Genomic DNA, 22,733 nt, shown 5'->3' on the forward strand with positions numbered 1-22,733 from the left:
CAAGGTGGACACCGGAACCTACCGAGACGCCTGGGGCATCCCGCACCTGCGCGCCGGCAGCGCACACGAACTCGCCCGTGCCCAGGGCCGCGTGACCGCCCGCGACCGGGCCTGGCAGCTCGAGGTCGAGCGGCACCGGGCGCAGGGCACGTCGGCCTCCTTCCTCGGCGCGCCGGCCCTCTCCTGGGACGTCCTCGCCAGACGGGCCCGCCTCGCCGACACGGCCGTACGCTGCTTCGCGGCCCTGGACGGACGCGACCCGGAGACGGCGGACTGGCTGAGGGCGTACGCGGACGGCGTCAACGAGGGCCTGGCCCGGACCGACGCCCCGGAGTTCGCCCCTACCGCCCTCACCCCCGGCCGCTGGGAGCCCTGGACCCCGCTCGCCGTCTGGCTGTCCACCCACATCCTCTTCGCGGGCTTCCCGGCCAAGCTCTGGCGCGAGCGGGCCGTACGGCACCTGGGCGCGGACGCCGTCGGCCTGTTCGCCACCGACGGCCCCGGCACCTCGGGCAGCAACGGCTGGATGCTCGCCGGCGAGCGGACCACGACCGGCCACGCCCTCATCGCCGGCGACCCGCACCGCTTCATCGAGGATCCGGGCGTCTACCAGCAGATCCACCTCTCCTGCCCGGAGTTCGACGTCGTCGGCCTGGCCGTGCCCGGCGTCCCCGGCATCGCCCACTTCGGCCACACCGGCACGGTCGCCTGGGCGATCACCAACGCGATGGCCGACTACCAGGACCTGTACCGGGAACGGCTGAGGCGCACCGGCGCCGGGGTGGAGGCGCTCGGCCCCGACGGCGTCTGGCACCGCGCCCACCGGCACACCGAGAGCGTGGAGGTCGCGGGGGAGGAGCCGGTCGAGGTGGAGGTGATCGAGACGGAGCGCGGTCCGGTGATCGCCGGGGGACCGGAGGGCCTCGACGGACCCGAACCCGGACCCGACGCCCCCGGGACGCCCACCGCCCTCGCCCTGCGCCACCCGCCCCGGGTGACCGAGGACCTCGGCTTCAGCGCCCTGCTGCCCCTGCTGCGCGCCCGCCGGGTCGCCGACGTGGACCGTGCGCTGGACGCCTGGTCGGAGCCCGTGAACGTCGTGCTGGCCGCCGACACCGAGGGCGGTCTCCTGCACCGGGTCGCGGGCCGGGTGCCGGTACGGGCGGAGGCCAACCGGATCCGGCCGGTGCCCGCCTGGGAGCCGGGGCACGAGTGGCGCGGCCTGCACGAGACGCCCTGCGCCGGACTCACCGACGGCGTCGCGGTGATGGCAAACCAGCGCGGCCCCGCGGCCCCGCTCGGCGTGGAGTTCGCCCCGCCGCACCGCGCCGACCGCATCACCGCCCTGCTGCGGGAGAAGGACCGCTGGTCGCCCGGCGACATGCCCGCCCTCCACATGGACACCCACCTGGCCTCCGCGGGCCCGCTGCTGGACCGTCTGGCCGCCCTGGACGGGCTGTCCCCGGCCGCCGCCGAGCTGCGCGACCGCCTCCTGTCCTGGGACCGCCACATGGACGCGAGCAGCACCGACGCGGCCGCCTACGCGGCGGTGCGCGGCGCGGTCGTACGCCGGATCGCCGCCCACCCCGCGTTCGCCGCCCTCGCCGAACCGCCCGCCTGCCCCGAGGTCCTCCTCCCCTGGCTCGCCCTGCTCCCGCGCGTCGGCTTCGCCCTGGAACACCTGCTGACCGCCGAGAACCTGTACGGCGTCGACCGCCCCGCCGCCGTCCGCGCGGCCGTCGAGGAGGTCGCCGCGGACGGGCCGGCCGGCACCTGGGGCGACAGCCACCGCCTCGCCCCCTGGCGGGCGCTGCCAAAGACGCCGGACGACGAACCGGGGCTGTCCGGGGACCACGACTGCGTGCTGTGCACCTCCGCCGTGCCCGGCCTCACCGACCGGAGCGCCCGCGGCCCCGCCGCCCGGTACGTGTGGGACCTGGCCCGGCGGGAGGGCAGCCGGTGGGTCGTCCCGTTCGGCGCGTCGGGCGTGCCCGGCTCGCCCCACCACCGCGACCAGCTCCCGCTGTGGCTCGCCGGGGACCTCGTCCCCGTCGTCACCGACTTCGACCGGCTCGTGAAGGAGACCGATGTCTGACCCGTACGCGACCCGCGCGGCCGTCCACGAGCAGGTGATCGACGGCTTCGGCACCGTCCGCGTCCTGCCCCTCGACCCGCACGCCGACGCCGGGGTGGTCCACGACTGGGTGAGCGAGGAGCGGGCCGTCTTCTGGGGCATGACCGGCCTGACCCGGGACCAGGTCGCGGAGATCTACACCCACATGGACTCGCTCGACACGCACCACGCCTTCCTGCTCCTCAAGGACGGCGCACCGGCCGGGCTGCTGCAGACGTACGAGCCGGAGGCCGACCGGGTCGGCGAGACCTACGCCGTCCGCCCCGGCGACATCGGCATCCACCTGCTGCTCGCCCCCGCGGGACCCGGCGGCGCGTGCACCGGCTGGTCCTCCCACCTGCTGACCGCCGTCACCTCGTACGCCCTGCGGGGCACCGGCCGGCACCGGATCGTGGTCGACCCCGACGTGCGCAACGAGAAGGCGGTCGCCCGCTTCCTCCGGCAGGGCTTCGAGGCGGGCGGGACGGTCGTGCTGCCGGAGGTCGACCTCCCCGACGTGCACCTGCCCGAGAAGCGTGCGCAACTGGCCTTTCTGACCCGGGAGGTAGCCTGCCGGGATGACGGTGACGCACGACGGGCCGGACCGGCCTGACGGCCCGGTCACGGCGGAGTTCCTGGTCGCCCACTACGGCCTGGAGCCGATCCCGCGCGAGGGCGGGCTGTTCCGGCAGACCTGGGCCGGTCCCGGGAGAGCCGACGGCCGCCCCGAGGGCACGGCGATCGTCGCCCTGCTCACCGCGGACGACTACTCGGCCCTGCACCGCCTGCCCACCGACGAGATCTGGCACTTCTACCTCGGTGACCCTCTCCACCTGCTGCTCCTCGCCCCCGACGGGACGTCCGCCCGCCCGGTGCTGGGCCCGGACGTCCTCGCCGGACAGCAACCGCAGCTCACCGTGCCCGCGGGCACCTGGATGGGCGCGCGGGTGGCGGCGGGCGGCGCCTGGACCTTCTTCGGCTGCACGATGGCACCCGGATTCACCTTCGAGGGCTACGAACACGGCGCCGCGGCGGACCTGACGGCGCGTTACCCGGCCGAGGCCGCCCGGATCACGGAACTCTGCCGTCCATGAACCGTCCATGAACCCTGCCGGGTGGTGAGCACGGCCGCCCTCCGCCGCGTACATACCGGGAAGTACGCGAGTCCGAAGACGGAGCGGTGACGTGGGCGAAGTACGACGGCCAGACGCACGCAGCGGTGGCACGCAGGACGGAAGGCGGCGACTTCGGGGGCTGGTGCTGCTGGGCAGCATGCTGGTTCTGCTCCTCTTCGGCGGAGCCGGCCCCGCCTCGGCGCACGCCGCGGTCCGCAGCACCGACCCCGCCGACGGATCCGTCCTCAAATCCGCGCCCAGACAGGTCACCCTGACCTTCACCGAGTCCGTCGGACTGCTCGACGACTCCTTCCGGGTGTACGACCCCTCCAACCACCGGGTCTCCACGGGTGAGGCCCGGCACGCCCCGGGCCGCTCCGACACCGCCCGGATCACCCTGCCCGCGCGGCTCGGCACCGGTACCTTCACCGTCGCCTGGCGGGTGGTCTCGGCCGACAGCCACCCGGTCTCCGGCGCCTTCACCTTCTCCATCGGCAAGCCCTCCGCGACGACCGCGCCACTGGACACGGGACAGACCGAGGACCCCGCCACGGGCAGCCTGTGGAACATCGGACGCTACGTGGCGTACATGGCGGCGGCGCTGCTGATCGGCACACTGACGTTCGCCGCGGTCTGCCGCCCGCCCGACCTCGAGCCGCTGCGGAAGGCGGTCGCGGGCGGCTGGTGGGCGCTGGTCGCGGCCACCGTCGTGCTCTTCGTGCTGCGCGCCCCGTACGAGGAGGGCGCCGCACCGGCGTCCGCCTTCGACGGGTCCGCGCTGACCCGCACGGCGACCGGCCGCCCGGGCCTGCTCCTGCTGACCCGCCTCGCCCTGCTGCTCGTCACGGGCGCCTTCCTGCTGCTCCTGCGCCGCAGGAGCAGCGCGCCCGGCCGGCCGGTCCTCGCGGCCGGCGCCGTGCTCGCCGTCGGGCTCGCCCTGACCTGGGCGGCCGCCGAACACGCCTCGGCGGGCATCCAGGTACCGGTGGCCATCACCTCGTCGGTCCTGCACCTGCTGGCGATGGCGGTGTGGCTCGGCGGACTGACCGCGCTGCTCACCACCCTGCGCGGGGCGGCCGGGTCCGGGTCCGTCACCGTGCCGCCCGCCACGGTGACCCGCTTCTCCCGCCTCGCCTTCGCCTCCGTGACCGTCCTGGCCGTCACCGGGGTCTACCAGTCCTGGCGGGGTCTCGGGTCCTTGCGGGCGCTCGGCGACACCACGTACGGCCGCCTCCTGGTCGTCAAACTCGCCGCGGTGATGGTGCTGTTGCTGATGGCGAACTTCTCCCGTCAGTGGACGGCACGGCTGGCGGTGGTCGAGGTGAGCGAGAGCGTGCGGGAACGGGTGCCGGAGACGGTCGGAGGACCGTCTCCGGCACCCGAGGAGGAGACACGGGAGTCCGGGCCGGAGTCCATCGAGGAGTCCGCCGAGGAGCCCGGCCAGGCGTCCCACCGGAAGTCCCCCCGGATGGCCTCGCCGTCGCTCGGTGTCCACCGGGCCCTGCGGCGCTCGGTCCTGGCCGAAGTGGCCGTCGCCGTCGTCGTGCTGGGGGTCACCACGGTCCTCACGGGCACGCTGCCCGCCCGGGCGGAGGCCGAGGCGGCGGCGGACGGTGCGGCGTCGGAGAGCGGCCTGCCGACCGCGTCCGTCACGTTGATCCCCTTCGATCTCGGCAAGCCCGGCGCCCGCGGCAGCGTCCAGGTCACCCTGGACTCCGGACGGGTGGGACGGCGCTCCGTCGAGGCCGTGGTCTACGGCCCCGACGGCGGCCTCTCCACCGTCCCCGAACTGCGCCTCTCCTTCACCCTCCCGGCCCAGAAGATCGGCCCGATCGACGCCAAGGTCACCAACCGGGGCGGCTACTGGGGCACCGACTCCCTCAACCTCCCCATCCCGGGCACCTGGACGATGAAGGCGACGGTGCGGGTGTCGGAGGTGGACCAGGTGAGCGCGTCGAGGACCGTACGGATCACGCGGTAGCCGGCCCGCGGCCAGGGACGCCGTCCGGCTCACATACCCGGGTCACCGAACTGTTCGAGGAGGACGTCGGCCGGTGTGTGGGCCAGGACGGGGGACGCGCCGTCCTGGACGGTCTGCTCCGCCCAGATGACCTTGCCGCGGGTGGTGTACCGCGTCCCCCACCGCTGCGCCAGCCGGGCCACGAGGAACAGCCCGCGCCCGCCCTCGTCCGTGGTCGCCGCCCGCCGCAGGCGCGGCGAGGTGCTGCTGCCGTCCGACACCTCGCAGATCAGGGACTGCCCGCACAGCAGCCGCACCCCGATGGGCGCGGAGCCGTACCGGATCGCGTTCGTGACGAGCTCGCTGAGGATCAGCTCCGCGGTGAACGCGATCTCCTCCAGCCCCCACTCCCGCAGCCGCCGTCGGCAGCGCGCCCGCACCGAGGGCACCACCGCCGGGTCCGGCGGCACCTCCCACTCGGCCACACGCGAGGGCGGGATCAGCCGGGTACGGGCCGCCAGCAGCGCGATGTCGTCGCCGCGGTGCGCCGGCTTCAGCGCGTCGATCACCGCCTGGCAGGTCTCCTCCGGAGCGCGCCCTCCGGCCCCGCCCAGCGCTGCGCGCAGCCCTTCCAGCCCGACGTCGATGTCGCGGGTACGGTCCTCCACCAGCCCGTTGGTGTACAAGACCAGCTGGGAACCCTCCGACAGCCGCAGCTCGGCGGTCTCGAAGGGGCCTCCGCACAGGCCGAGTGGTGCGGAGGCCGGCACCCCGGGGCAGTCGACCGTGCCGTCCGGGCGCACCACCACCGGGTCGGGGTGACCCGCCCGGGCCACCGTGCACGTCCCCGTCACCGGGTCGTAGATCGCGTACAGGCAGGTCGCCCCGGACACCCCCTCGCCCTCGTGGCCGTCCGCTCCGTCGCCCTCCTCGTTGTCCATGCGTACGACCAGCTCGTCCAGGTTCCAGAGCACCTCGTCCACCGGCAGGTCCAGCGCGGCGAAGTTGTGCACCGCCGTACGCAGCCGGCCCATCGTCGCCGCCGCGCGCAGCCCGCGCCCGACGACGTCGCCCATCACCAGAGCCACCCGCGCACCCGGCAGCGGGATGACGTCGAACCAGTCCCCGCCCACCCCCGCCTCGGCCGGCAGGTACCGCCAGGCCACGTCCAGCGCCTCCTGCTCCGGCTGCCCCCGGGGCAGCAGGCTGCGCTGCAGCGTCACCGCCATCGCGTGTTCCCGGGCGAACCTGCGGGCGTTGTCGATGGCCACCGCCGCCCGGGTGGCCAGCTCCTCCGCGAAGGACAGATCGTCCGGCTCGAACGCCGGGGAGTCCTTCGTCCGGTAGAAGTTCGCCACGCCCAACGGCACGCCCCTCGCCCGCAGCGGCACGGTCAGCAGCGAACGCAAGCCCCCCTCCAGCGACTTCCGGGCGCGCTCCGGATCCTGCTCCTGCCAGCCGCGTGCCTCACGCAGGTCCGCCTCCAGCACGCCCCGGCCCTTCTGCAGCGTCCGCATCTGCGGGGTCGCGGTCGAGAAGTGGATCACCTCGCCCAGCGGATACACCGGCACCATCCGCTGATCGCCGGCGATCGCCGCCCGCCGCAGATGCCGCCAGCCCTCCGCCGTCGGTTCCCACCCGCGCAGCACCGCGTCCAGCAGGTCCACCGTGACCAGGTCGGCGAACCGAGGCACCGCCACCTCGGCCAGTTCCCGGGCCGTACGCTCCACGTCCAGCGTCGTCCCGATCTCCGTCCCCGCCTCGTACAGCAGCCTCAGCCGTTCCCGCGCGGCCTCCGCCCGCCCGGAGACCGCCGCCAGCTCGGTGGTGTCCCGCAGGGTCAGCACGCTGCCGCCGCGGCCGTTCCGCGGGAACGTGGACCGCTTGTTCACCGCCAGCAGCCGGTCGCCCACGAGACACACCTGGTCGGTGACCTCCTCCGGCGACTCCAGCAGCCGCGTGAGCCGCTCCGGCAGTCCCAGCTCGCTCACATGACGCCCCAGTGCGTCCGCCGCCAACCCGAGCAGCCGCGCCGCCTCGTCGTTGGCCAGCACCAGACACCCCTCGGCGTCGCCGATCAGCACGCCTTCCCGCACCGCGTGCAACACCGCGTCATGGTGCTCGTACATCCCGGCGAGCTCCGCGGGCGTCAGCCCGCGTGTCTGCCGCAGCAGCCGCCGGGAGGCGAGCGTCGTCCCCATGCCCGCCAGCAGCAGCGCGACCGCGCCGGTGCCGAACGCGATCGGCACCTGGGGTATCCACAGCCGGGCCACGTTCCTGACCGTGATCCCGGCGGAGACCGCGCCCACGACCGTGCCCCGCGGATCGGTCACCGGTACCACCGCCTGCACGGCCGTCCCCTTGCCGGCCGGCAGCGGCGGTCCCCCGGCCTGCTCCACGACGGTACGGCCGCGCAGCGCGGAGCCGATGTCACCGACGAACTTCTTCCCGATCTCCGCCGGGTAGGGGTACGTGTACCGGATCCCCCGGGTGTCGGTGACGACCACGAAGTCCACGCCCGCCCGCTTCCGCGCCTGCTCGGCCCGGGGCTGCAGCACCGCGGAGGGATCCGGGCCGCGCAGCGCCTGCGCCGTCCCGGGCGCGTTCGCGAACGACTCGGCCGCGACGACCGACTCCCGCCGCCCCTGCTGCACCGCGTCCCGCGCCGCCTGTAGCACCACGGCCGCCACCGCGGCCAGCACCAGCAGCACCACGATCACGACCTGCAGCAGGAACATCTGCCCGGCCGTACTGCGCGGGTTCAGCAGGGAGACACGGCGCCCACCCGGGCGTCCGGCGCCCACCCCTGCCGTCGGGCTCCGGGAATGCCCGGAAAACACCCTCATGCATCCTTCATAACACCGGGGAGCGAGCCTCACCGGGCGGGTCGGTCGGCCCGGCGGACGGCTCCACGGGCAGCGGCTGTTCGGCCCAGATGGTCTTGCCGGTCGCGGTCTGGCGGCTGCCCCAGCGTTCGGAGATCTGGGCGACGAGCAGCAGCCCGCGCCCGCCCTCGTCGAAGACGCGGGCCCGGCGCAGGTGCGGCGCGGTACTGCTGCCGTCGGAGACCTCGCAGATCAGCGTCGCGTCGCGGATGAGACGCAGCATGATCGGGGGTTCGCCGTACCGGACCGCGTTCGTCACCAGCTCGCTCACGATCAGTTCGGTCGCGAACGCCGTGTCCGTCAGCCCCCAGGCGGCCAGCTGCGTCCCCGCCACCTTGCGGGCCCCGGCCACGGCCGCCGGGTCCTGCGGCAACTGCCAGGTGCGGACCTTCGCGCTGTCGAGCGCGGACGTCCGGGCCAGCATCAGCACGATGTCGTCGGCGGAACGGTCGGCCAGTACGGCGCGCAGCACCTGGTCGCAGGTCTCCTCCAGCGGACCGCCCGGACCGCCGAGCGCCTGCTGGAGCAGGGCGAGCCCGACCTCGATGTCACGGTCGGCGGCCTCGACCAGGCCGTCCGTGTAGAGGGCGAGCAGGCTGCCCTCCTCCAGTTGCAGCTCGACGGATTCGAAGGGCAGGCCACCGAGGCCGAGCGGCGGCCCGGCGGGGAGGTCCAGGAACCGTACGCCGCCGCCGGGGGTGACCAGGGCGGGCGGGGGATGCCCGGCGCGGGCCATGGTGCAGCGCCGGGACACCGGGTCGTACACGGCGTACACGCAGGTGGCGCCGACCTCGCCGGAGGCGTCCTCGGTCCGTCCGCGTACCTCCGGGCCCTCCTCCCGGTCGAGCCGGATGACGAGGTCGTCGAGCTGGGTGAGCAGTTCGTCGGGGGCGAGGTCGACGTCCGCGAGGGTCCGTACGGCCGTCCGCAGCCGGCCCATCGTGGCCGACGCGTGGATGCCGTGGCCCACCACGTCGCCCACCACCAGGGCGACCCGGGCACCGGACAGCGGGATCACGTCGAACCAGTCCCCGCCGACGTCCGCGCCGGATCCGGCCGGCAGGTAGCGGTAGGCCACCTCCATCGCCGCCAGACCCGGCGGCCGCTCGGGCAGGAGGCTGCGCTGGAGCGCCAGCGCGGTGCGGCGTTCACGGGTGTAGCGGCGGGCGTTGTCCACGCTCACGGCGGCTCTCGCGACGATCTCCTCCGCGAGCAGCAGGTCGTCCGCGGTGAAGGACTCAGCCGTGCGGTGCCGCAGGAAGTGCACCAGACCGAGGGTCACCCCGCGGGCGCGCAGCGGTACCAGCATCACCGAGTGGATCATGTGTCTGGCCACGGTCTCCGCCCGGGCCCGGGAGGACCGGATCCACTCCCGCATCTCCGGATCCGCCATGCGTTGCCGTGTGCCGCGGCCCCCGGCCAGTGTCTGCGCCGGCGGCGTCCCCACCGGGTAGAGGAACGTTCCGCCCGTGGGCACCACCGATTCCGGGCAGCCGTCCAGGACCGACTTCTGCGCCGTGCGGCGAACGGTGACCGGCTCGTCCGGCAGCACCGGTTCCGGCTCGTCGCCCAGTGCGACGGACTCCAGCAGGTCCACGGTGACGAAGTCCGCGAAGCCGGCGACGGCCACGTCGGCCAGTTCCTCGGCGGTCCGGGTCACGTCCAGGGTGCTGCCGATGCGCAGGCTCGCGTCGTTGAGGACCGCGAGACGGCGGCGAGCCCAGTACTGCTCCGTGGTGTCGAAGACCGCCGCGGACAGCCCCCGGACGGCGCCGGTCCCGTCCTTCAGCGGCGACAGGAACATCGACCAGGCACGCTCCCGGGTGTCACCGGGGGACTGGCCGCGCCCCTCGTGGAACACCGTCTTCCCGGTGCGCAGGACCTCTCGCTGGAGGCGGTCGTACTCGTCGAACGGCGCTCTGGGCTCGATCTCCCACAGGGTCAGGCCCCGCATGTCCGCCTCGGACCTGCCCATCAGCCGGGTCATGACGTCGTTGGCGGCCACCAGCCGGGCCTGGCGGTCGTAGACCGCCACCGGCACGGGGAGCTGCGCCAGCGTCAGGTCCCACAGCTCCGCGCCCTCCGGCTCCGGCTGGACGGCGAGGTCCGCCGGGACGGCACCGGTCACCAGCCAGAGCCGTCCGGGGCCCGCGTCGGCCAGCGGCGTCCCCCGCAGCCGCACCACGACACGGTCTCCGTCCCGGCGCCGCAGTGCCACCTCACCGGCCCACCGCTGCCCGTCCGCCACCCGCCGCCGCGCCGACCCGGGCAGCTCACCGGCGAGCAGCTCCCCGGCGGGCCGGCCCACGATCTCGGCTGCCCCGTATCCGAGCAGCCGCTCAGCCGCGTCGCTCCACGCCAGCACCAGCCCGCCGGCGTCGACGACGACCGCCGAGTCCTCGGCTGCGCGTACCTCCACGGTGCCTCCGGATGTGACGCCCCTGCCGCTGTGCGGACACCCGGGTACCCAGTCCGACGCCGTGCTCCACGGCCGGCCGACGGGCATCGGGTTCTTACGAGACCCTGACAGGGGAGCCGAAATCCCCCGTCACCCGAGTCTCGTGGGCGACCATGGAGGGCATCGCCGCGGTATGAAAAGCGGCTGCCGCGGAACAGCGCCCCGGGGGCTCCTCCGGGGCGCGACGCGTTGTCCCGGAAGTCAGCGGCCTGGTGCGCCGTGCCGGGCAGAGCGGTCCTACAGCTTGGTCATCTTGGCGTACGGGCTCAGGATCCGCATCTGCGCCGATCCGAAGTCCACGAGCGCCGCGATTCCCTCCTCGACGCCGACAACCCGGCCGAGGCCGTACACGTCATGGGTGACCTGGTCGCCCACCGCGAAGTGCTTGGGGACCGGGACGACCGGGGCCTTGAAGGGGCTGGTGGGCAGATGACGCTTGGGTGCAGCGGGCTTTGTCATGGTTCAGTATGGGCCCATGTGGCGTCCCGTTGGCTGTGGCCGTCGGCACAGATCCACTGCGTTGACGTCCAGGGCGGTCGCGTTCGTCCACCACGACCGGTCCTGCACCGCCTAGGTGTATTGATCACGAGCGTTGTTGACAGTCGCCGGGCTTGATCATGGCGAAGACCTCCGGTGTGGTGGAGCTGTCCAGGACTGCACCCCCACCGCAGGCGGTGGGGCCCTTCGACATCGTGCCCGGTGAGGCACTGGCAACCACCGCCCGGCTATTTGCCGCTCTCCGGGCCGTACCACTGGAGAGCCTGGCCGGTCACTGCCGCGATGCAGGCGAAGTCGTGGTCGCGGTGCAGGAGGGTGAGCCCTTGCAGTTCGGCCGTCGCGGCGACGACGAGATCCACCGCACCCGCACTGCGATGCTTTCCCTGTTTGGTGAGTGCTTCCTGGACCTGCCAGGCGCGGTCGTATGCGCGGTCGTCGACGGGAACCCAACCGAAGATCAGGCGCATGTCCTCGATGCCGCGCGCCCTGTCGGCGGCCGACCGGGCGCTGTGGAAGAACTCAAGCTCGGTGATCGGGCAGGTGGCGATGAGCCCGGCGGCTGCCGCCTGGTCCCAGCCGTACTGCTCCGCGTCCTCGCGCATGAACCGAGCGAGCGCGCTGGTGTCGATCAGGAATTGGGCCGCGTTCACCGGCGGTAGTTCCCCTTGCTCTCGAACAGCTCCAGATCGAACGCGCCGTCCTCGGCCGCGGCCCGCAGCCGGGCGAGAGCCAGGGCACGACGTCGACTCTCCAGCACCTCGCGAAGAGCGGTGTTGACCGTCTCCTTCTTGGTGCTCGTCCCGAGGGCTTTGGCCACGTCCGCGACCAGCTCGTCGTCCAGGTCGATAACAGTCCGGCTCATTTAGTGACCTCCCTGATATCAAATGTGGGGTCAAGTATATCTCGCGAGGTGCCCGCAAGATGCGCACACTGGGCGCCCGGGCACCCGGCCTTGACCGTCGAGTCCTACGCGGGCATCACGCCATGGATGCGGGAGAGAGTGAAGACGCGTTCCGCCTCGCGCAGGTGGCACCAGGCGTCGAGGTAGGGCGGGTCGAGTTCCAGGTCGCTGAGGGTCCGTACGGTCCGGTTGCCCGAAGTGGCGATGTACTCGACCGTGATGGCCGCACCCGTGTCGATGGCATGGGCGACCTGGCGGACGTCGCTGTACGACAGGTGCTTCGCGTATCCGGCGACGATCTCCTCGGTGTCCGTCGCGAACGGCACCCCACTGCCGAACGGGGCGGGTTCCGGTGCCGTCGGCGGGGCCTTGAGCAGGAGGTCGGCCAGGGCGTCCATCTCGGTGCAGGTGGGCGCGTCCGAGGCGCGGGTCGCGGTGGTCCGGGGGCCACGCCGCCCGACGTTCCCTCGCGGCGGCGGGACGGCGGCGGCCCTCTGCGGCTGGCGTTTCTCGATACGTACCGTTCCCCCGGCGGTCTCGGCGACCGGGGCGTAGCCCGCGGCACGGAGCGTGGCGAGAGTCGTCGCCGGTGGGCTGCCGCTGACCAGGACCGTGGGGGCGAGTTGCCGTAGGGCGAGCTTGGACAGTGCGCGGTGGGCGGCGAGTTCGGCCAGGAGCGCGGGTTCGTCGCCGTGGATGACACAGGCCGCGGGGGCGATGCGCACCCGTCCATGACCTCGCGCGGTGTCGGCGATGAGATAGGTCAGCGGCTGTGGCAGGGCCGTGGCGGAGCTACCGGCCAGGTCGGCTGCGATGTCGTCCGGCGTACGGCCGGCGTCCAGGGCCCGGCGGATACTGCCGGCACTGAAGCGCCATACCGACGCCGTCCCCCTGGTCTCCCGGTCGGCCATCGAATCCAGCAGCGCCGAGAGCCGCGCGGACGGGGTGCCGGTGACGACGGCGGTCAGGTCGGCGCCGATCCGGGCCGTCGTGGTCGCGGGGGGCAGCAGCCGCCGGGCCGTGATGTCGAGCTCTTCGTCGGCCTGGGCCGCCAGGTGGGCACCGAGCGGGGACAGCGCACCCCGTGCCAGCACGCCCAGCAGTTCGCCTTCGCGGATCACGGTGCTGAACGGTGCCGTGTCCTCGGGCGAGGCGTCGTCGGCGAGCGGGCGGTGCCAGGCCACGAGCGGCCCCAGCTCCGAAGCGACCTTCACGCCCTGTCCTGCGGGGAGCCCTGCCGCCGCGGAGAGCAGCCCGCGGCGGGCTTGCAGACAGCCCCCGCAGGCAGGCGCGCCGGCGAGCGCGGGAAGCGCCTTGTTGTCTTCGTCGCGCGCCCGGGCGGGGGTGAGCGGCAAGTCCCGCCATGCCCGGAGCAGTACGGCGAGTTGTTCTGCGGGCTCCTGCTCGGCCCAGGTGTCGTACGCCTCGGTGGGAGGTACGCGATCACCGTCGCGGGCCAGCAGTCCGGCGGCGTACGCGGTCTCCAGGGCGATGCGTACGACGGCTTCCTCCGCCTGTGCGGCCTTGCCGAGCCGGGCCAGTTCCCGCGCGCCGATCCCGCCCGACTTCAGCCGGACCGGTGGGGCGGTCGCGCACGCTGAAAGGACGGAGGCTGCCTGGGCCGCGAACGCGGTGGCGGCCACCGCGGCCTCCCGCTCCACCTCCGAGGAGGTGACGGGCACCAACTGTGGGACGGGCGGAAGAGGTTCGAACGGAGCGTGCCAATTGGGCCCCCGCAGAGCCAAGGCCACCTCGACCGGCATCCGGACGGGCCCGTACTGGTGACGGTCCTGGAACAGAAGCCCGCGGTCGAGTGCCCAACGGGCGCCCGGCTGGAGGTCGCGGCCAGGAGCCCCGAACACGACGAACGGTGACTGACGTGGCGTGGACCTGGCGCTCTGCTCAAGCAACTTCCGCGTGGCCACCGGTGCCCCCGCCACCAGCGCGGCGACCCGTTCCGCGTCACTGTGATGCTCCACCAGAGCCGCGAGCCGCTGCTGCTTGGTGCCGGGTGGCTTGATACCCAGGACCGCCAGCATGCCGCGCAGTTCCTCCGAGGTGGTGCCGGCCAGCAGCTCCTCCAGCGGGGCGTCAAGTCCCAGGGGCGTGCTCCACGCCTGCCGCAAGGGCGTGGACATGCGGAGTGCCTCGTTGTCGTCGTGCCACACGAGCGCCCGATCCGACAGCGCCTCCAGGGTCGCGTCCAGAGCTTGCACCGCTGCAGGGGAAGTCGAGCCGAGCAACTCTGCGAGGCTGTCGCGGGTCGCTCGTGCTCCCAAGGCTGCCAGCGCCTCGGCGGCCTGCAAGCACGGCAGCGTGAGGCTCGGCAGGACGAGCGCCACGGACCCCGGACGTTGGAGACGGTCCGACAGTTCCCCCAGCGAGCGTGGTTCCGGAGAGGCGGCCGCGTCCTTCCGCAGGGCGAGTACGCGTGCCAGGCGGGAACGGTCGAGTTCGCTCAGCCAGGTCGCAAGCGTCGATCGGGACTTCATGAGGGTGCACCTCGACAGGCAGAGAACGTCACGGGCGGGCCGAAGCCGCTTCGGTGCCAAGGTCAAGGATGGCGCAGTTCCATGATCCGCAGATGCCGTACGAAGACAGAGCCAGCCCACGGCAGGAGAAGATCCGGCTGCCCGCTCACCGAAACCAGGAAGCCCAGGAGCGGGAGCGGATCGCGGCCGGTGCCGACTGGGAGGGCAAGGGATACGTCTTCGCGTCGCCGGTCGGCGGGCCGCTGAGCCCGAACACCGACCGTGATCGACTCGATTGGGTTGGGAGCCCGGGGGAGCGGCTCGGATGCGCGCCCGCTACATGCATGTGACGGGGGTCATGCTCCGCAAGGTCGCGCAGCAGGTCGGCGACGCGCTCTGGGAGCTCCCGGAAACCAACTGAGACGGAAACTGAGACGGACAACGCCGAAGGGCCCCACCGCAAGCGGTGGGGCCCTTCGGCATCGTGCCCGGTGAGGCACTGGCGGAGGATACGAGATTCGAACTCGTGAGGGGTTGCCCCCAACACGCTTTCCAAGCGTGCGCCCTAGGCCTCTAGGCGAATCCTCCGCCGGAAACATTACATGACCGAGGGGAGTGCTCGCGAACTCGTTCGCGCAGGCCGGGATCGGGTACTCTGTGCGCAGCCCCTCACGCGGCGCTATCTGACTGAACTCCCCCAGGGCCGGAAGGCAGCAAGGGTAGGTTGGCTCTGGCGGGTGCGTGGGGGGCGTCTGCGTTGCGGTGGAGGCCGGTCGCGGGTGGCTCGGGCGGGGACCGTTGTCAGTGGGCGCCTATAACCTCGTAAGCGTGTCGTCTCTCGCTCTGTACCGCCGCTACCGCCCGGAGTCCTTTGCCGAGGTCATCGGGCAGGAGCATGTCACGGACCCGCTGCAGCAGGCGCTGCGGAACAACCGGGTCAATCACGCGTACCTGTTCAGCGGGCCGCGCGGGTGTGGCAAGACGACCAGTGCCCGGATCCTGGCCCGCTGCCTGAACTGCGAGAAGGGGCCGACGCCGACGCCCTGCGGGGAGTGCCAGTCCTGTCGGGACCTGGCGCGCAACGGGCCCGGTTCCATCGACGTCATCGAGATCGACGCCGCTTCGCACGGCGGTGTCGACGACGCGCGTGAGCTGCGGGAGAAGGCCTTCTTCGGGCCTGCCGGCAGCCGCTACAAGATCTACATCATCGACGAGGCCCACATGGTCACGTCGGCCGGGTTCAACGCGCTGCTGAAGGTCGTCGAGGAGCCCCCGGAGCACCTGAAGTTCATCTTCGCCACCACCGAGCCCGAGAAGGTCATCGGGACGATCCGGTCGCGGACCCATCACTACCCGTTCCGGCTCGTGCCGCCGGGGACGCTCCGGGACTACCTGGCGGAGGTGTGCCAGAAGGAGGCCATCACCGTCGAGGAGGGTGTGTTCCCGCTCGTCGTGCGGGCCGGCGCGGGCTCCGTGCGTGACTCCATGTCCGTCATGGACCAGCTGCTCGCCGGCGCCGGCGAGGACGGCGTGACGTACGCCATGGCCACCTCGCTGCTCGGGTACACCGACGGGTCGCTGCTCGACTCCGTCGTCGAGGCCTTCGCCACCGGAGACGGGGCCGCCGCCTTCGAGGTCGTCGACCGGGTCATCGAGGGGGGCAACGACCCGCGCCGGTTCGTCGCCGACCTGCTGGAGCGGCTGCGGGACCTGGTGATCCTCGCCGCCGTGCCGGACGCCGTCGACAAGGGGCTCATCGACGCCCCCGCCGACGTCCTGGAGCGGATGCAGGCCCAGGCCGGCACCTTCGGCGCCGCCGAGCTCAGCCGGGCCGCCGACCTCGTCAACGAGGGCCTGACCGAGATGCGCGGCGCCAACTCGCCCCGCCTCCAGCTCGAGCTGATCTGCGCGCGCGTGCTGCTGCCCGCCGCGTACGGTGACGAGCGCTCCGTCATGGCCCGGCTGGACCGGCTGGAGCGAGGGGTCAACTTCTCCGCCGCGCCTGCCGGTGCGCCTGCCGCGGGGTACGTACCCGCGCCCGACGCCCACACGGGCGGTGGCGGGATGCAGGTGCCGCCGGGCGGCGGTGCCGCGGCGGCCCGGGCGGCCGTGCGGGGGCAGGGGGGCGCCGGCTCCGGTGCGGCCGGGGCTCCCCCGGCCGAGCCCGCGGCTCCGCCCGCGCCGTCGCCTGCGCCCGCACCGTCCCCCGCGCCCGCGCCCGCACCGTCGCCCCAGCAGGCTCCCGCGGGGCCCCCGCCCGGCGAGCAGGCCCCGCCGCCCGCACCCGCGGGTACTCCGGCGCGCGGCGCCTGGCCCACCGCGGCTCCGGCGGGTGGCGGCCGGCGGCCCGGCGGCTGGCCCACGGCCGCCCCGGCAGGCGGCGGACAACCGGCGGCGGCCGGTGCACCGGCGCCCGCCCCGGCCCCGGCGGCCCCGGCACCCGCTCCGGCGGCACCCCCTCAGGCACCCGCGCCCTCGGCCCCCGCTCCCGCCGGTGGCCCCGACCCGCGCATGCTCTGGCCGAACATCCTGGAGGCCGTCAAGAACCGCCGCCGTTTCACCTGGATCCTGCTCAGCCAGAACGCCCAGGTCGCGGGCTTCGACGGCACCACCCTGCAGCTCGGCTTCGTCAACGCCGGTGCCCGCGACAACTTCGCGAGCAGCGGCAGCGAGGACGTGCTGCGGCAGGCGCTGGCCGAGCAGTTCAACGTGCAGTGGAAGATCGAGGCCCTCGTCGACCCCTCGGGCGGGTCCGGCGGCTCCGCACCCCCGCCCGTCGGCGGACCCGGGGGCTTCGGCTCCTCCGGCCCCTCCGGGTACGGCGGAGGCGGTGCCGGTGGTGGCTACGGCGGCTCCGGCGCCGCGAACCCGCAGCGCCCGGCCGCCCCGCAGCCGAGCCAGGCCGCCCCGCAGGCCCGGCCCTCGGCTCCGGCAGCCTCTCCGGCGCCCGCCTCCCGGCCGGGGCCCGCACACGAGCCGTCCCCGGTATCCCCGGAGGACGACATCCCCGCGGACGACGACCCCGACCTCGACGAGTCGGCCCTGTCCGGACACGAACTCATCGTCAGGGAGCTGGGAGCGACGGTGGTGGAGGAGTTCTCCAACGAGTGACGCCGGGAGTCCGCAGGGGCTTGTAGGAACGTACAACCTCCCCGCCCTCCGGCTCTCATGGGGAACGCCAGCTAGGCTGGCCCCCGTGAAGGTCCTCGTCATCGGCAGCGGCGCCCGCGAACACGCCCTGTGCCGCTCCCTGTCCCTCGACCCCGACGTCACCGCGCTGCACTGCGCCCCAGGCAACGCCGGCATCGCCGAGGTCGCCGAGCTGCACCGGGTCGACGCGCTCGACGGCGCCGCGGTGTCCGCGCTGGCCACCGAGCTGGGCGCCGACCTCGTGGTGATCGGCCCGGAGGCCCCGCTGGTCGCCGGTGTCGCCGACGCCGTCCGCGAGGCGGGTATCCCGGTGTTCGGCCCCTCGCGGGAGGCCGCGCAGCTCGAGGGGTCCAAGGCGTTCGCCAAGGAAGTGATGGCGGCGGCCGGTGTGCCGACCGCCCGCTCGTACGTGTGCACGACCGCCGACGAGGTCGCCGAAGCCCTCGACGCCTTCGGCGACCCTTACGTCGTCAAGGACGACGGGCTGGCCGCCGGCAAGGGTGTCGTGGTCACCTCCGACCTGGAGGCCGCCAAGGCCCACGCGGCCGGCTGCGAACAGGTGGTCATCGAGGAGTTCCTCGACGGCCCGGAGGTCTCGCTCTTCGCGATCACCGACGGCGAGACCGTCGTCCCGCTCCAGCCCGCCCAGGACTTCAAGCGGGCCCTGGACGGCGACGAGGGCCCGAACACCGGCGGCATGGGCGCGTACTCCCCGCTGCCCTGGGCCGACCCGAAGCTGGTGGACGAGGTGCTGCAGAGCGTCCTGCAGCCGACCGTCGACGAGATGCGCCGCCGTGGCACGCCGTTCTCCGGTCTTCTCTACGCCGGTCTGGCGATCACGAGCCGGGGTGTGCGGGTCATCGAGTTCAACGCCCGCTTCGGCGACCCCGAGACCCAGGTCGTCCTGGCCCGTCTGAAGACCCCGTTGGCCTCGGTCCTGCTCGCCGCCGCGAACGGCACCCTCTCCGACCTAGCTCCGCTGCGCTGGAGCGACGAGGCGGCGGTCACCGTGGTCGTCGCCTCGCACAACTACCCCGGCACCCCGCGCACCGGCGACCCGATCACCGGCCTCGACGAGGTGACGGCCCTGGACGCCCCGCACGCCTACGTCCTGCACGCCGGCACCAGGCGCGACGGTGACGCCGTCCTCAGCGCGGGCGGACGCGTGCTGTCCGTGACGGCCTCCGGCAGGGACCTGGCCGAGGCACGGGACCGGGCCTACACCGCTGTGGCCCGTATTCGCCTGGACGGCTCCCAGCACCGTTCGGACATCGCGGCGAACGCCGCGGCGGAGGCGGCAGGCGCGTAAAGCCGCCGGTCAACAGCACTGTGCGGACGACCAGGCCCCGGATGCGAATCCGGGGCCTGATCGTTGCTGTGCGTCATCCACCTCTGACCAAAGCCATTCCATCGAGTGACCGATGCCCTATCCGGCTGACGGGGGCCCGGGCCCCAACTAGGGTGCGGCGCAAGCGTTCCGGCACTTGGCCCACCGGCATTGCGATGTCACTGGGGGGTGCCACAGTGGGGGAGTGAGCAACGCCAGGACAGCGCGAGGACAGCACGGAGGGGGTGAGGTCCGGTCGTGACCGGTATCGGTATGGAGGCAGGCGCGCAGGCCGCGCGGTCCCGGGCCCTCGCCGTGCTGCGGGTGCGCGGCCGGGGGCTCGCCGTCGCCGTGCTGCCCGCGGCCGCCGCCGTGATCCTGCTGGCGGGAGACTCCAGCGGCCATCTCGTCGGCCAGGGCTGGGACGTCGCCCGCTGGGTGGTGAGCGCGCTGGCCCTGGTGGTGCTGCTCGCCGCGGCGGGGATAGCCCTGGTCGTCGTCCGGGCCCGGCCCGCGGTGAGCCCCACGGTGTCCGTCCCCGAGGAGTCCGCGCCGGACCTGTACCGCATGGTCCGCGACCTCGCCGACCGCCTCGACGTGCCCGCGCCGTCCGCGATAGCGATCACGCCGGACTGCGACAGCTGGCTGGAGGACCGCACCCATCCGGCCCACGGCCCGCCGCCGCCCGAGTCCGGCGACGAGATAGCCGGACCGGGGCGGCGCCACCATCGGCGTACGGCCGTGGCTCCCGTCCTCGTCATCGGCTCCCCGTTCCTGTGGTGGATGCGGGTCGGCGAACTGCGAGCGGTCCTCGCCCCGGTCGTGGCCGGTACGGGGCCCTCGGCGCATCCGGACATAGCGGCCGCCCGCCGTTTCGTACGGGGGCTGGACGCGGCGGTGGCGGTGGCGTCCACGCCCGGCCGCTGCCGGATGGTCCGGGGAGTGTGTGCGGGGCTCGGCTGGGTGGCCCGGTTGCTGCTGCGCGGCTGCCGGGAGCACGCGGCCCTGATGGAGCGCGCGGTCGCGGCCGCCGCCGCCGAGCGTGCACAGGCTGTGGATTACGGGCTGCGGATCGTCGCCCAGGAGCAGGTCGGGCTGGCGTACGCGGGCTGGGACCGGCTGCTGACCCGGGTGGCACTGCCCGCCTGGCGGATGGGCCGCTGGCCCTCGCGGCTGGACGCGGGTGTCGTCGCGGCGCTCACCGAGCTGTCCCGGCGGGACCGGCTGGCCGAGGGCTTCGCCTCCCGGCTGGGCGAGCGCCCCGCCTGTGACCTGCTCGAGGAGCCGGGCCTGGTGGACGAGGCCGCCTCCCTGCTCGCCGCCCGTCTCTTCCACGGCGGCCCCGCCGAGTCCGGTCCGGACTGGGCGCCGGTGGACTGGCAGGAGTACCCGGAGGAGGTGGTCGACCGCACCTGGCGCACCGAGGCGGCCCGTCTCCACCGGGTCCTGGACTCTCTGGGCGTCCGCCCCGCCGCCACCGCCTCCCCCGCCCCGACGCTGTCCCGGGTGCTGGAGCACCTGTCGTGCCCGCCGCACCCACCGCCCGCCGGCGCCGAGCCGGACGGCTGCCGGGCCGACGACCCGCGCTACGCGTCCGCGGACGACCCGGGCCACGCACCGGCGGACGGCGAGCCGCTGAACGAGCGCAGCGCCTCGCTCGCCGCGCGGCTCAGCGCCGAGGTGGCCCGCGAGGAGGCCACCGGGCCGGATCCGGCGCAGACGGCCGGTGCGGGCGCAGGCCAGGGCCCCGACACCGCCCTGTGGGACGACGGCGCGCTGCCCCTGTTCCCGCTCCAGCCCCCGCGCACCGCCCGCGACCTGCTCGCCGAGCACGTCACGGCGATGGTGTGCTGCGCCGCGGTCGACACGGCGGGCGCGAGCCCGGGGCTGGACTGGCTCGACGGTCCCTCGCTGCTCGTCCACGGCGAGAGGGCCGCCGACCTCTCCGCCCGGGTGCTCAGCCTGATCGAGGAGGGAGACCCACTGCCGTTGCGCGCCTGGCTGGTGGAGTCGGGGATACGCCCGGAGAAGCCGGTACGGCTGGTCTGACGAGCCGGCCGGACGGTCGTACCGGAATCGACTCTTCCAGTTCAGGTCAATTCGCAACGAATAGTGACCATACGCGTGTCGAATGTGCTGTGCTGGGACCGAACGCGCTCATGGCAAGGGCGTACGACATACGACAGGCACACAGGACAACTCGCAAGCCAGGCACACCAGTTCGCACGGACACGTCGCGGAACGCGTCGCACGGACCACGACGTACGGACCAGTCGCACGGACCAGTCGCACGGACCACGACGCACGGACGAGACCACGGGGGCACGAGGGAGGGGAGCGGCCATGGCTTCGGACCACATTCGCCGCTGGGAGTCGGGAGCACTCGCGCACGCCGTCACGGACCCCTTCGGACAGGGCCCGGTCCCCTGGCTGCGCGGCAGCGAGACGTACTTCGACGACACGGGACACGTCGTCCCCTGGTACGTGGACACCACCCTGCAGCACCCGCCGACGACCGGCGCCGGCCGGGGCGCCGGACGGGTCCCGGCCCCGCGGGCCTCCGGCGGCGGTCCCCGCTCCGCCGACGACGTGCACCGCCAGATCAAGGGGTTCACCTCCGCCGGCGCGGTCGCACCCGGCGAGGCCCTCGACTTCCACATCACCGTGGACCCGCCCCAGCAGTTCGGCGTGGACATCTACCGCATCGGCCACTACGGAGGCGACGGGGCCTCCAAGATCACCACGAGCCCCCGGCTGTCCGGCATCGTCCAGCCCAAGCCGCTGACCGCCGACCGCACGGTCTCCTGCCACCACTGGTGGCTCTCCTGGCGACTGCAGATCCCGTCGTACTGGAACATCGGCGCGTACGTCGCGGTGCTCACCACGGCCGACGGCTACCGCTCCCACGTGCCGTTCACCGTCCGGGACAACCACCCGGCGGACCTGCTCCTGCTCCTGCCGGACATCACCTGGCAGGCCTACAACCTGTACCCGGAGGACGGCCACACCGGCGCGAGCCTCTACCACGCCTGGGACGAGAAGGGCCGTCTGCTGGGCGAGGCCGACGCCGCGACCACGGTGTCCTTCGACCGCCCCTACGCGGGCGCGGGACTGCCCCTGCACGTCGGTCACGCCTACGACTTCATCCGCTGGGCCGAGCGCTACGGCTACGACATCGCCTACGCCGACGCACGCGACCTGCACGCCGGCCGGGTCGACCCCACCCGCTACCGGGGCCTGGTCTTCCCCGGCCACGACGAGTACTGGTCGACGCAGATGCGCCGCACGGTGGAGCTGGCCCGGGAGAACGGCACGTCGCTGGTCTTCCTCTCCGCCAACACCATGTACTGGCAGGTCGAGCTGGGCCCGTCCCCCTCCGGCGTCCCCGACCGCCTGCTGACCTGCCGCAAACGCAAGGGCCCGGGCAGGCCCGTGCTCTGGCGGGAGATCGACCGACCCGAGCAGCAGCTGGTCGGCATCCAGTACGCGGGCCGGGTCCCCGAGCCGCACCCCCTGGTCGTACGCAACGCCGACCACTGGCTGTGGGAGGCGACGGGCGCGCAGGAGGGCGAGGAGATCGAGGGCATGGTCGCCGGCGAGGCCGACCGGTACTTCCCGCGCACCCCGCTGCCCGAGCACGAGGAGCGCATCCTGCTCGCCCACTCCCCGTACACCGACGGCGAAGGCGTCCTACGGCACCAGGAGACGTCCCTGTACCGCGCCACCTCCGGCGCCCTGGTGTTCGCCTCGGGCACCTTCGCCTGGTCCCCGGCCCTCGACCGCCCCGGCCATGTCGACCCCCGTATCCAGCGGGCCACGGCCAATCTGCTGGACCGTATCTGCAAACGGGACTGA

14 protein-coding genes, 1 tRNA gene and 1 other RNA gene are annotated in these 22,733 nt (G+C 73.6%); 9 read left to right on the plus strand and 7 right to left on the minus strand.

The annotated features are described in order from the left end of the window. The first annotated feature begins 4 nt into the window (after positions 1-4). From ACFY0F_RS33490 to ACFY0F_RS33505, 4 genes are all read left to right on the plus strand, one after another. The gene (locus tag ACFY0F_RS33490) at positions 5-2,095 is read left to right on the plus strand and encodes a penicillin acylase family protein (protein ID WP_388802878.1); all 2,091 of its coding nucleotides are present in this window, start codon (positions 5-7) and stop codon (positions 2,093-2,095) included. Continuing rightward, positions 2,088-2,726, plus strand: a complete 639-nt coding sequence (locus ACFY0F_RS33495) for a GNAT family N-acetyltransferase (protein ID WP_388802881.1) — start codon at positions 2,088-2,090, stop codon at positions 2,724-2,726. Before ACFY0F_RS33490 ends, ACFY0F_RS33495 begins: the two co-directional genes overlap by 8 nt. Beyond that, positions 2,692-3,207 carry a cupin domain-containing protein gene (locus ACFY0F_RS33500; protein ID WP_388802884.1) on the plus strand — a complete coding sequence of 172 codons (516 nt, stop codon included), beginning with the start codon at positions 2,692-2,694 and terminating at the stop codon, positions 3,205-3,207. Before ACFY0F_RS33495 ends, ACFY0F_RS33500 begins: the two co-directional genes overlap by 35 nt. 163 nt (positions 3,208-3,370) lie before the next feature. Continuing rightward, a complete protein-coding gene (locus ACFY0F_RS33505) occupies positions 3,371-5,209 on the plus strand; it encodes a copper resistance CopC/CopD family protein (RefSeq protein ID WP_388803063.1) in 1,839 nt (612 codons plus the stop codon). 29 nt (positions 5,210-5,238) lie between these two features. Here ACFY0F_RS33505 and ACFY0F_RS33510 read toward each other — a convergent pair whose 3' ends face one another. The 7 genes from ACFY0F_RS33510 to ACFY0F_RS33540 all read right to left on the minus strand — a co-directional run bounded on the left by ACFY0F_RS33510 (position 5,239) and on the right by ACFY0F_RS33540 (position 14,989). Further along, positions 5,239-8,034, minus strand: coding sequence for a SpoIIE family protein phosphatase (locus tag ACFY0F_RS33510; protein ID WP_388802887.1), 2,796 nt, complete (start codon positions 8,032-8,034; stop codon positions 5,239-5,241). Positions 8,035-8,041: 7 nt separating this feature from the next. Further along, on the minus strand, positions 8,042-10,579 hold the full coding sequence (locus ACFY0F_RS33515) for a SpoIIE family protein phosphatase (protein WP_388802889.1): 2,538 nt from the start codon (positions 10,577-10,579) through the stop codon (positions 8,042-8,044). A 189-nt stretch (positions 10,580-10,768) separates the two neighbouring features. Beyond that, positions 10,769-10,990 (minus strand): hypothetical protein, encoded by a 222-nt coding sequence (locus ACFY0F_RS33520; RefSeq protein WP_388802892.1) that lies wholly within the window; start codon positions 10,988-10,990, stop codon positions 10,769-10,771. Positions 10,991-11,256: 266 nt separating this feature from the next. Next, complete coding sequence (locus ACFY0F_RS33525) at positions 11,257-11,679, minus strand: PIN domain nuclease (RefSeq protein ID WP_388802895.1); 423 nt, start codon at positions 11,677-11,679, stop codon at positions 11,257-11,259. Further along, positions 11,676-11,891 carry a type II toxin-antitoxin system VapB family antitoxin gene (locus ACFY0F_RS33530; RefSeq protein ID WP_132835829.1) on the minus strand — a complete coding sequence of 72 codons (216 nt, stop codon included), beginning with the start codon at positions 11,889-11,891 and terminating at the stop codon, positions 11,676-11,678. The genes ACFY0F_RS33525 and ACFY0F_RS33530 overlap by 4 nt, the downstream gene beginning before the upstream one ends. Before the next feature lie 104 nt (positions 11,892-11,995). Then, positions 11,996-14,422: a helicase-associated domain-containing protein gene (locus ACFY0F_RS33535; protein ID WP_388802899.1), complete on the minus strand. Its 2,427-nt coding sequence runs from the start codon at positions 14,420-14,422 to the stop codon at positions 11,996-11,998. 479 nt (positions 14,423-14,901) lie between these two features. After that, positions 14,902-14,989, minus strand: a tRNA-Ser gene (locus ACFY0F_RS33540). Positions 14,990-15,061: 72 nt separating this feature from the next. Between ACFY0F_RS33540 and ffs the strand changes: the two genes are divergently transcribed. From ffs to ACFY0F_RS33565, 5 genes are all read left to right on the plus strand, one after another. Further along, an RNA gene (gene ffs, locus ACFY0F_RS33545) (signal recognition particle sRNA small type) lies at positions 15,062-15,158 on the plus strand. Between the two features lie 71 nt (positions 15,159-15,229). Continuing rightward, positions 15,230-17,512, plus strand: a complete 2,283-nt coding sequence (locus ACFY0F_RS33550; RefSeq protein ID WP_388802902.1) for a DNA polymerase III subunit gamma and tau — start codon at positions 15,230-15,232, stop codon at positions 17,510-17,512. Between the two features lie 85 nt (positions 17,513-17,597). Further along, positions 17,598-18,860, plus strand: a complete 1,263-nt coding sequence (purD, locus tag ACFY0F_RS33555; RefSeq protein WP_388802905.1) for a phosphoribosylamine--glycine ligase — start codon at positions 17,598-17,600, stop codon at positions 18,858-18,860. A 276-nt stretch (positions 18,861-19,136) separates the two neighbouring features. Then, entirely contained in the window at positions 19,137-20,927 is a 1,791-nt protein-coding gene (locus tag ACFY0F_RS33560; RefSeq protein WP_388802908.1) for a hypothetical protein, read from the plus strand. A 294-nt stretch (positions 20,928-21,221) separates the two neighbouring features. Beyond that, positions 21,222-22,733, plus strand: a complete 1,512-nt coding sequence (locus ACFY0F_RS33565) for a N,N-dimethylformamidase beta subunit family domain-containing protein (protein WP_388802911.1) — start codon at positions 21,222-21,224, stop codon at positions 22,731-22,733.

The sequence above is a fragment of the Streptomyces sp. NPDC001544 genome (assembly GCF_042894285.1).
Classification (GTDB): Bacteria; Actinomycetota; Actinomycetes; order Streptomycetales; family Streptomycetaceae; genus Streptomyces.

Coding starts and splice junctions, on each gene's coding strand:
- ACFY0F_RS33535 (WP_388802899.1), bottom strand. CDS start 14,422: ATGAAGTCCCGATCGACGCTTGCGACCTGGCTGAGCGAACTCGACCGT.
- ACFY0F_RS33520 (WP_388802892.1), bottom strand. CDS start 10,990: ATGACAAAGCCCGCTGCACCCAAGCGTCATCTGCCCACCAGCCCCTTC.
- ACFY0F_RS33515 (WP_388802889.1), bottom strand. CDS start 10,579: ATGCCCGTCGGCCGGCCGTGGAGCACGGCGTCGGACTGGGTACCCGGG.
- ACFY0F_RS33530 (WP_132835829.1), bottom strand. CDS start 11,891: ATGAGCCGGACTGTTATCGACCTGGACGACGAGCTGGTCGCGGACGTG.
- ACFY0F_RS33500 (WP_388802884.1), top strand. CDS start 2,692: ATGACGGTGACGCACGACGGGCCGGACCGGCCTGACGGCCCGGTCACG.
- ACFY0F_RS33510 (WP_388802887.1), bottom strand. CDS start 8,034: ATGAGGGTGTTTTCCGGGCATTCCCGGAGCCCGACGGCAGGGGTGGGC.
- ACFY0F_RS33565 (WP_388802911.1), top strand. CDS start 21,222: ATGGCTTCGGACCACATTCGCCGCTGGGAGTCGGGAGCACTCGCGCAC.
- ACFY0F_RS33495 (WP_388802881.1), top strand. CDS start 2,088: ATGTCTGACCCGTACGCGACCCGCGCGGCCGTCCACGAGCAGGTGATC.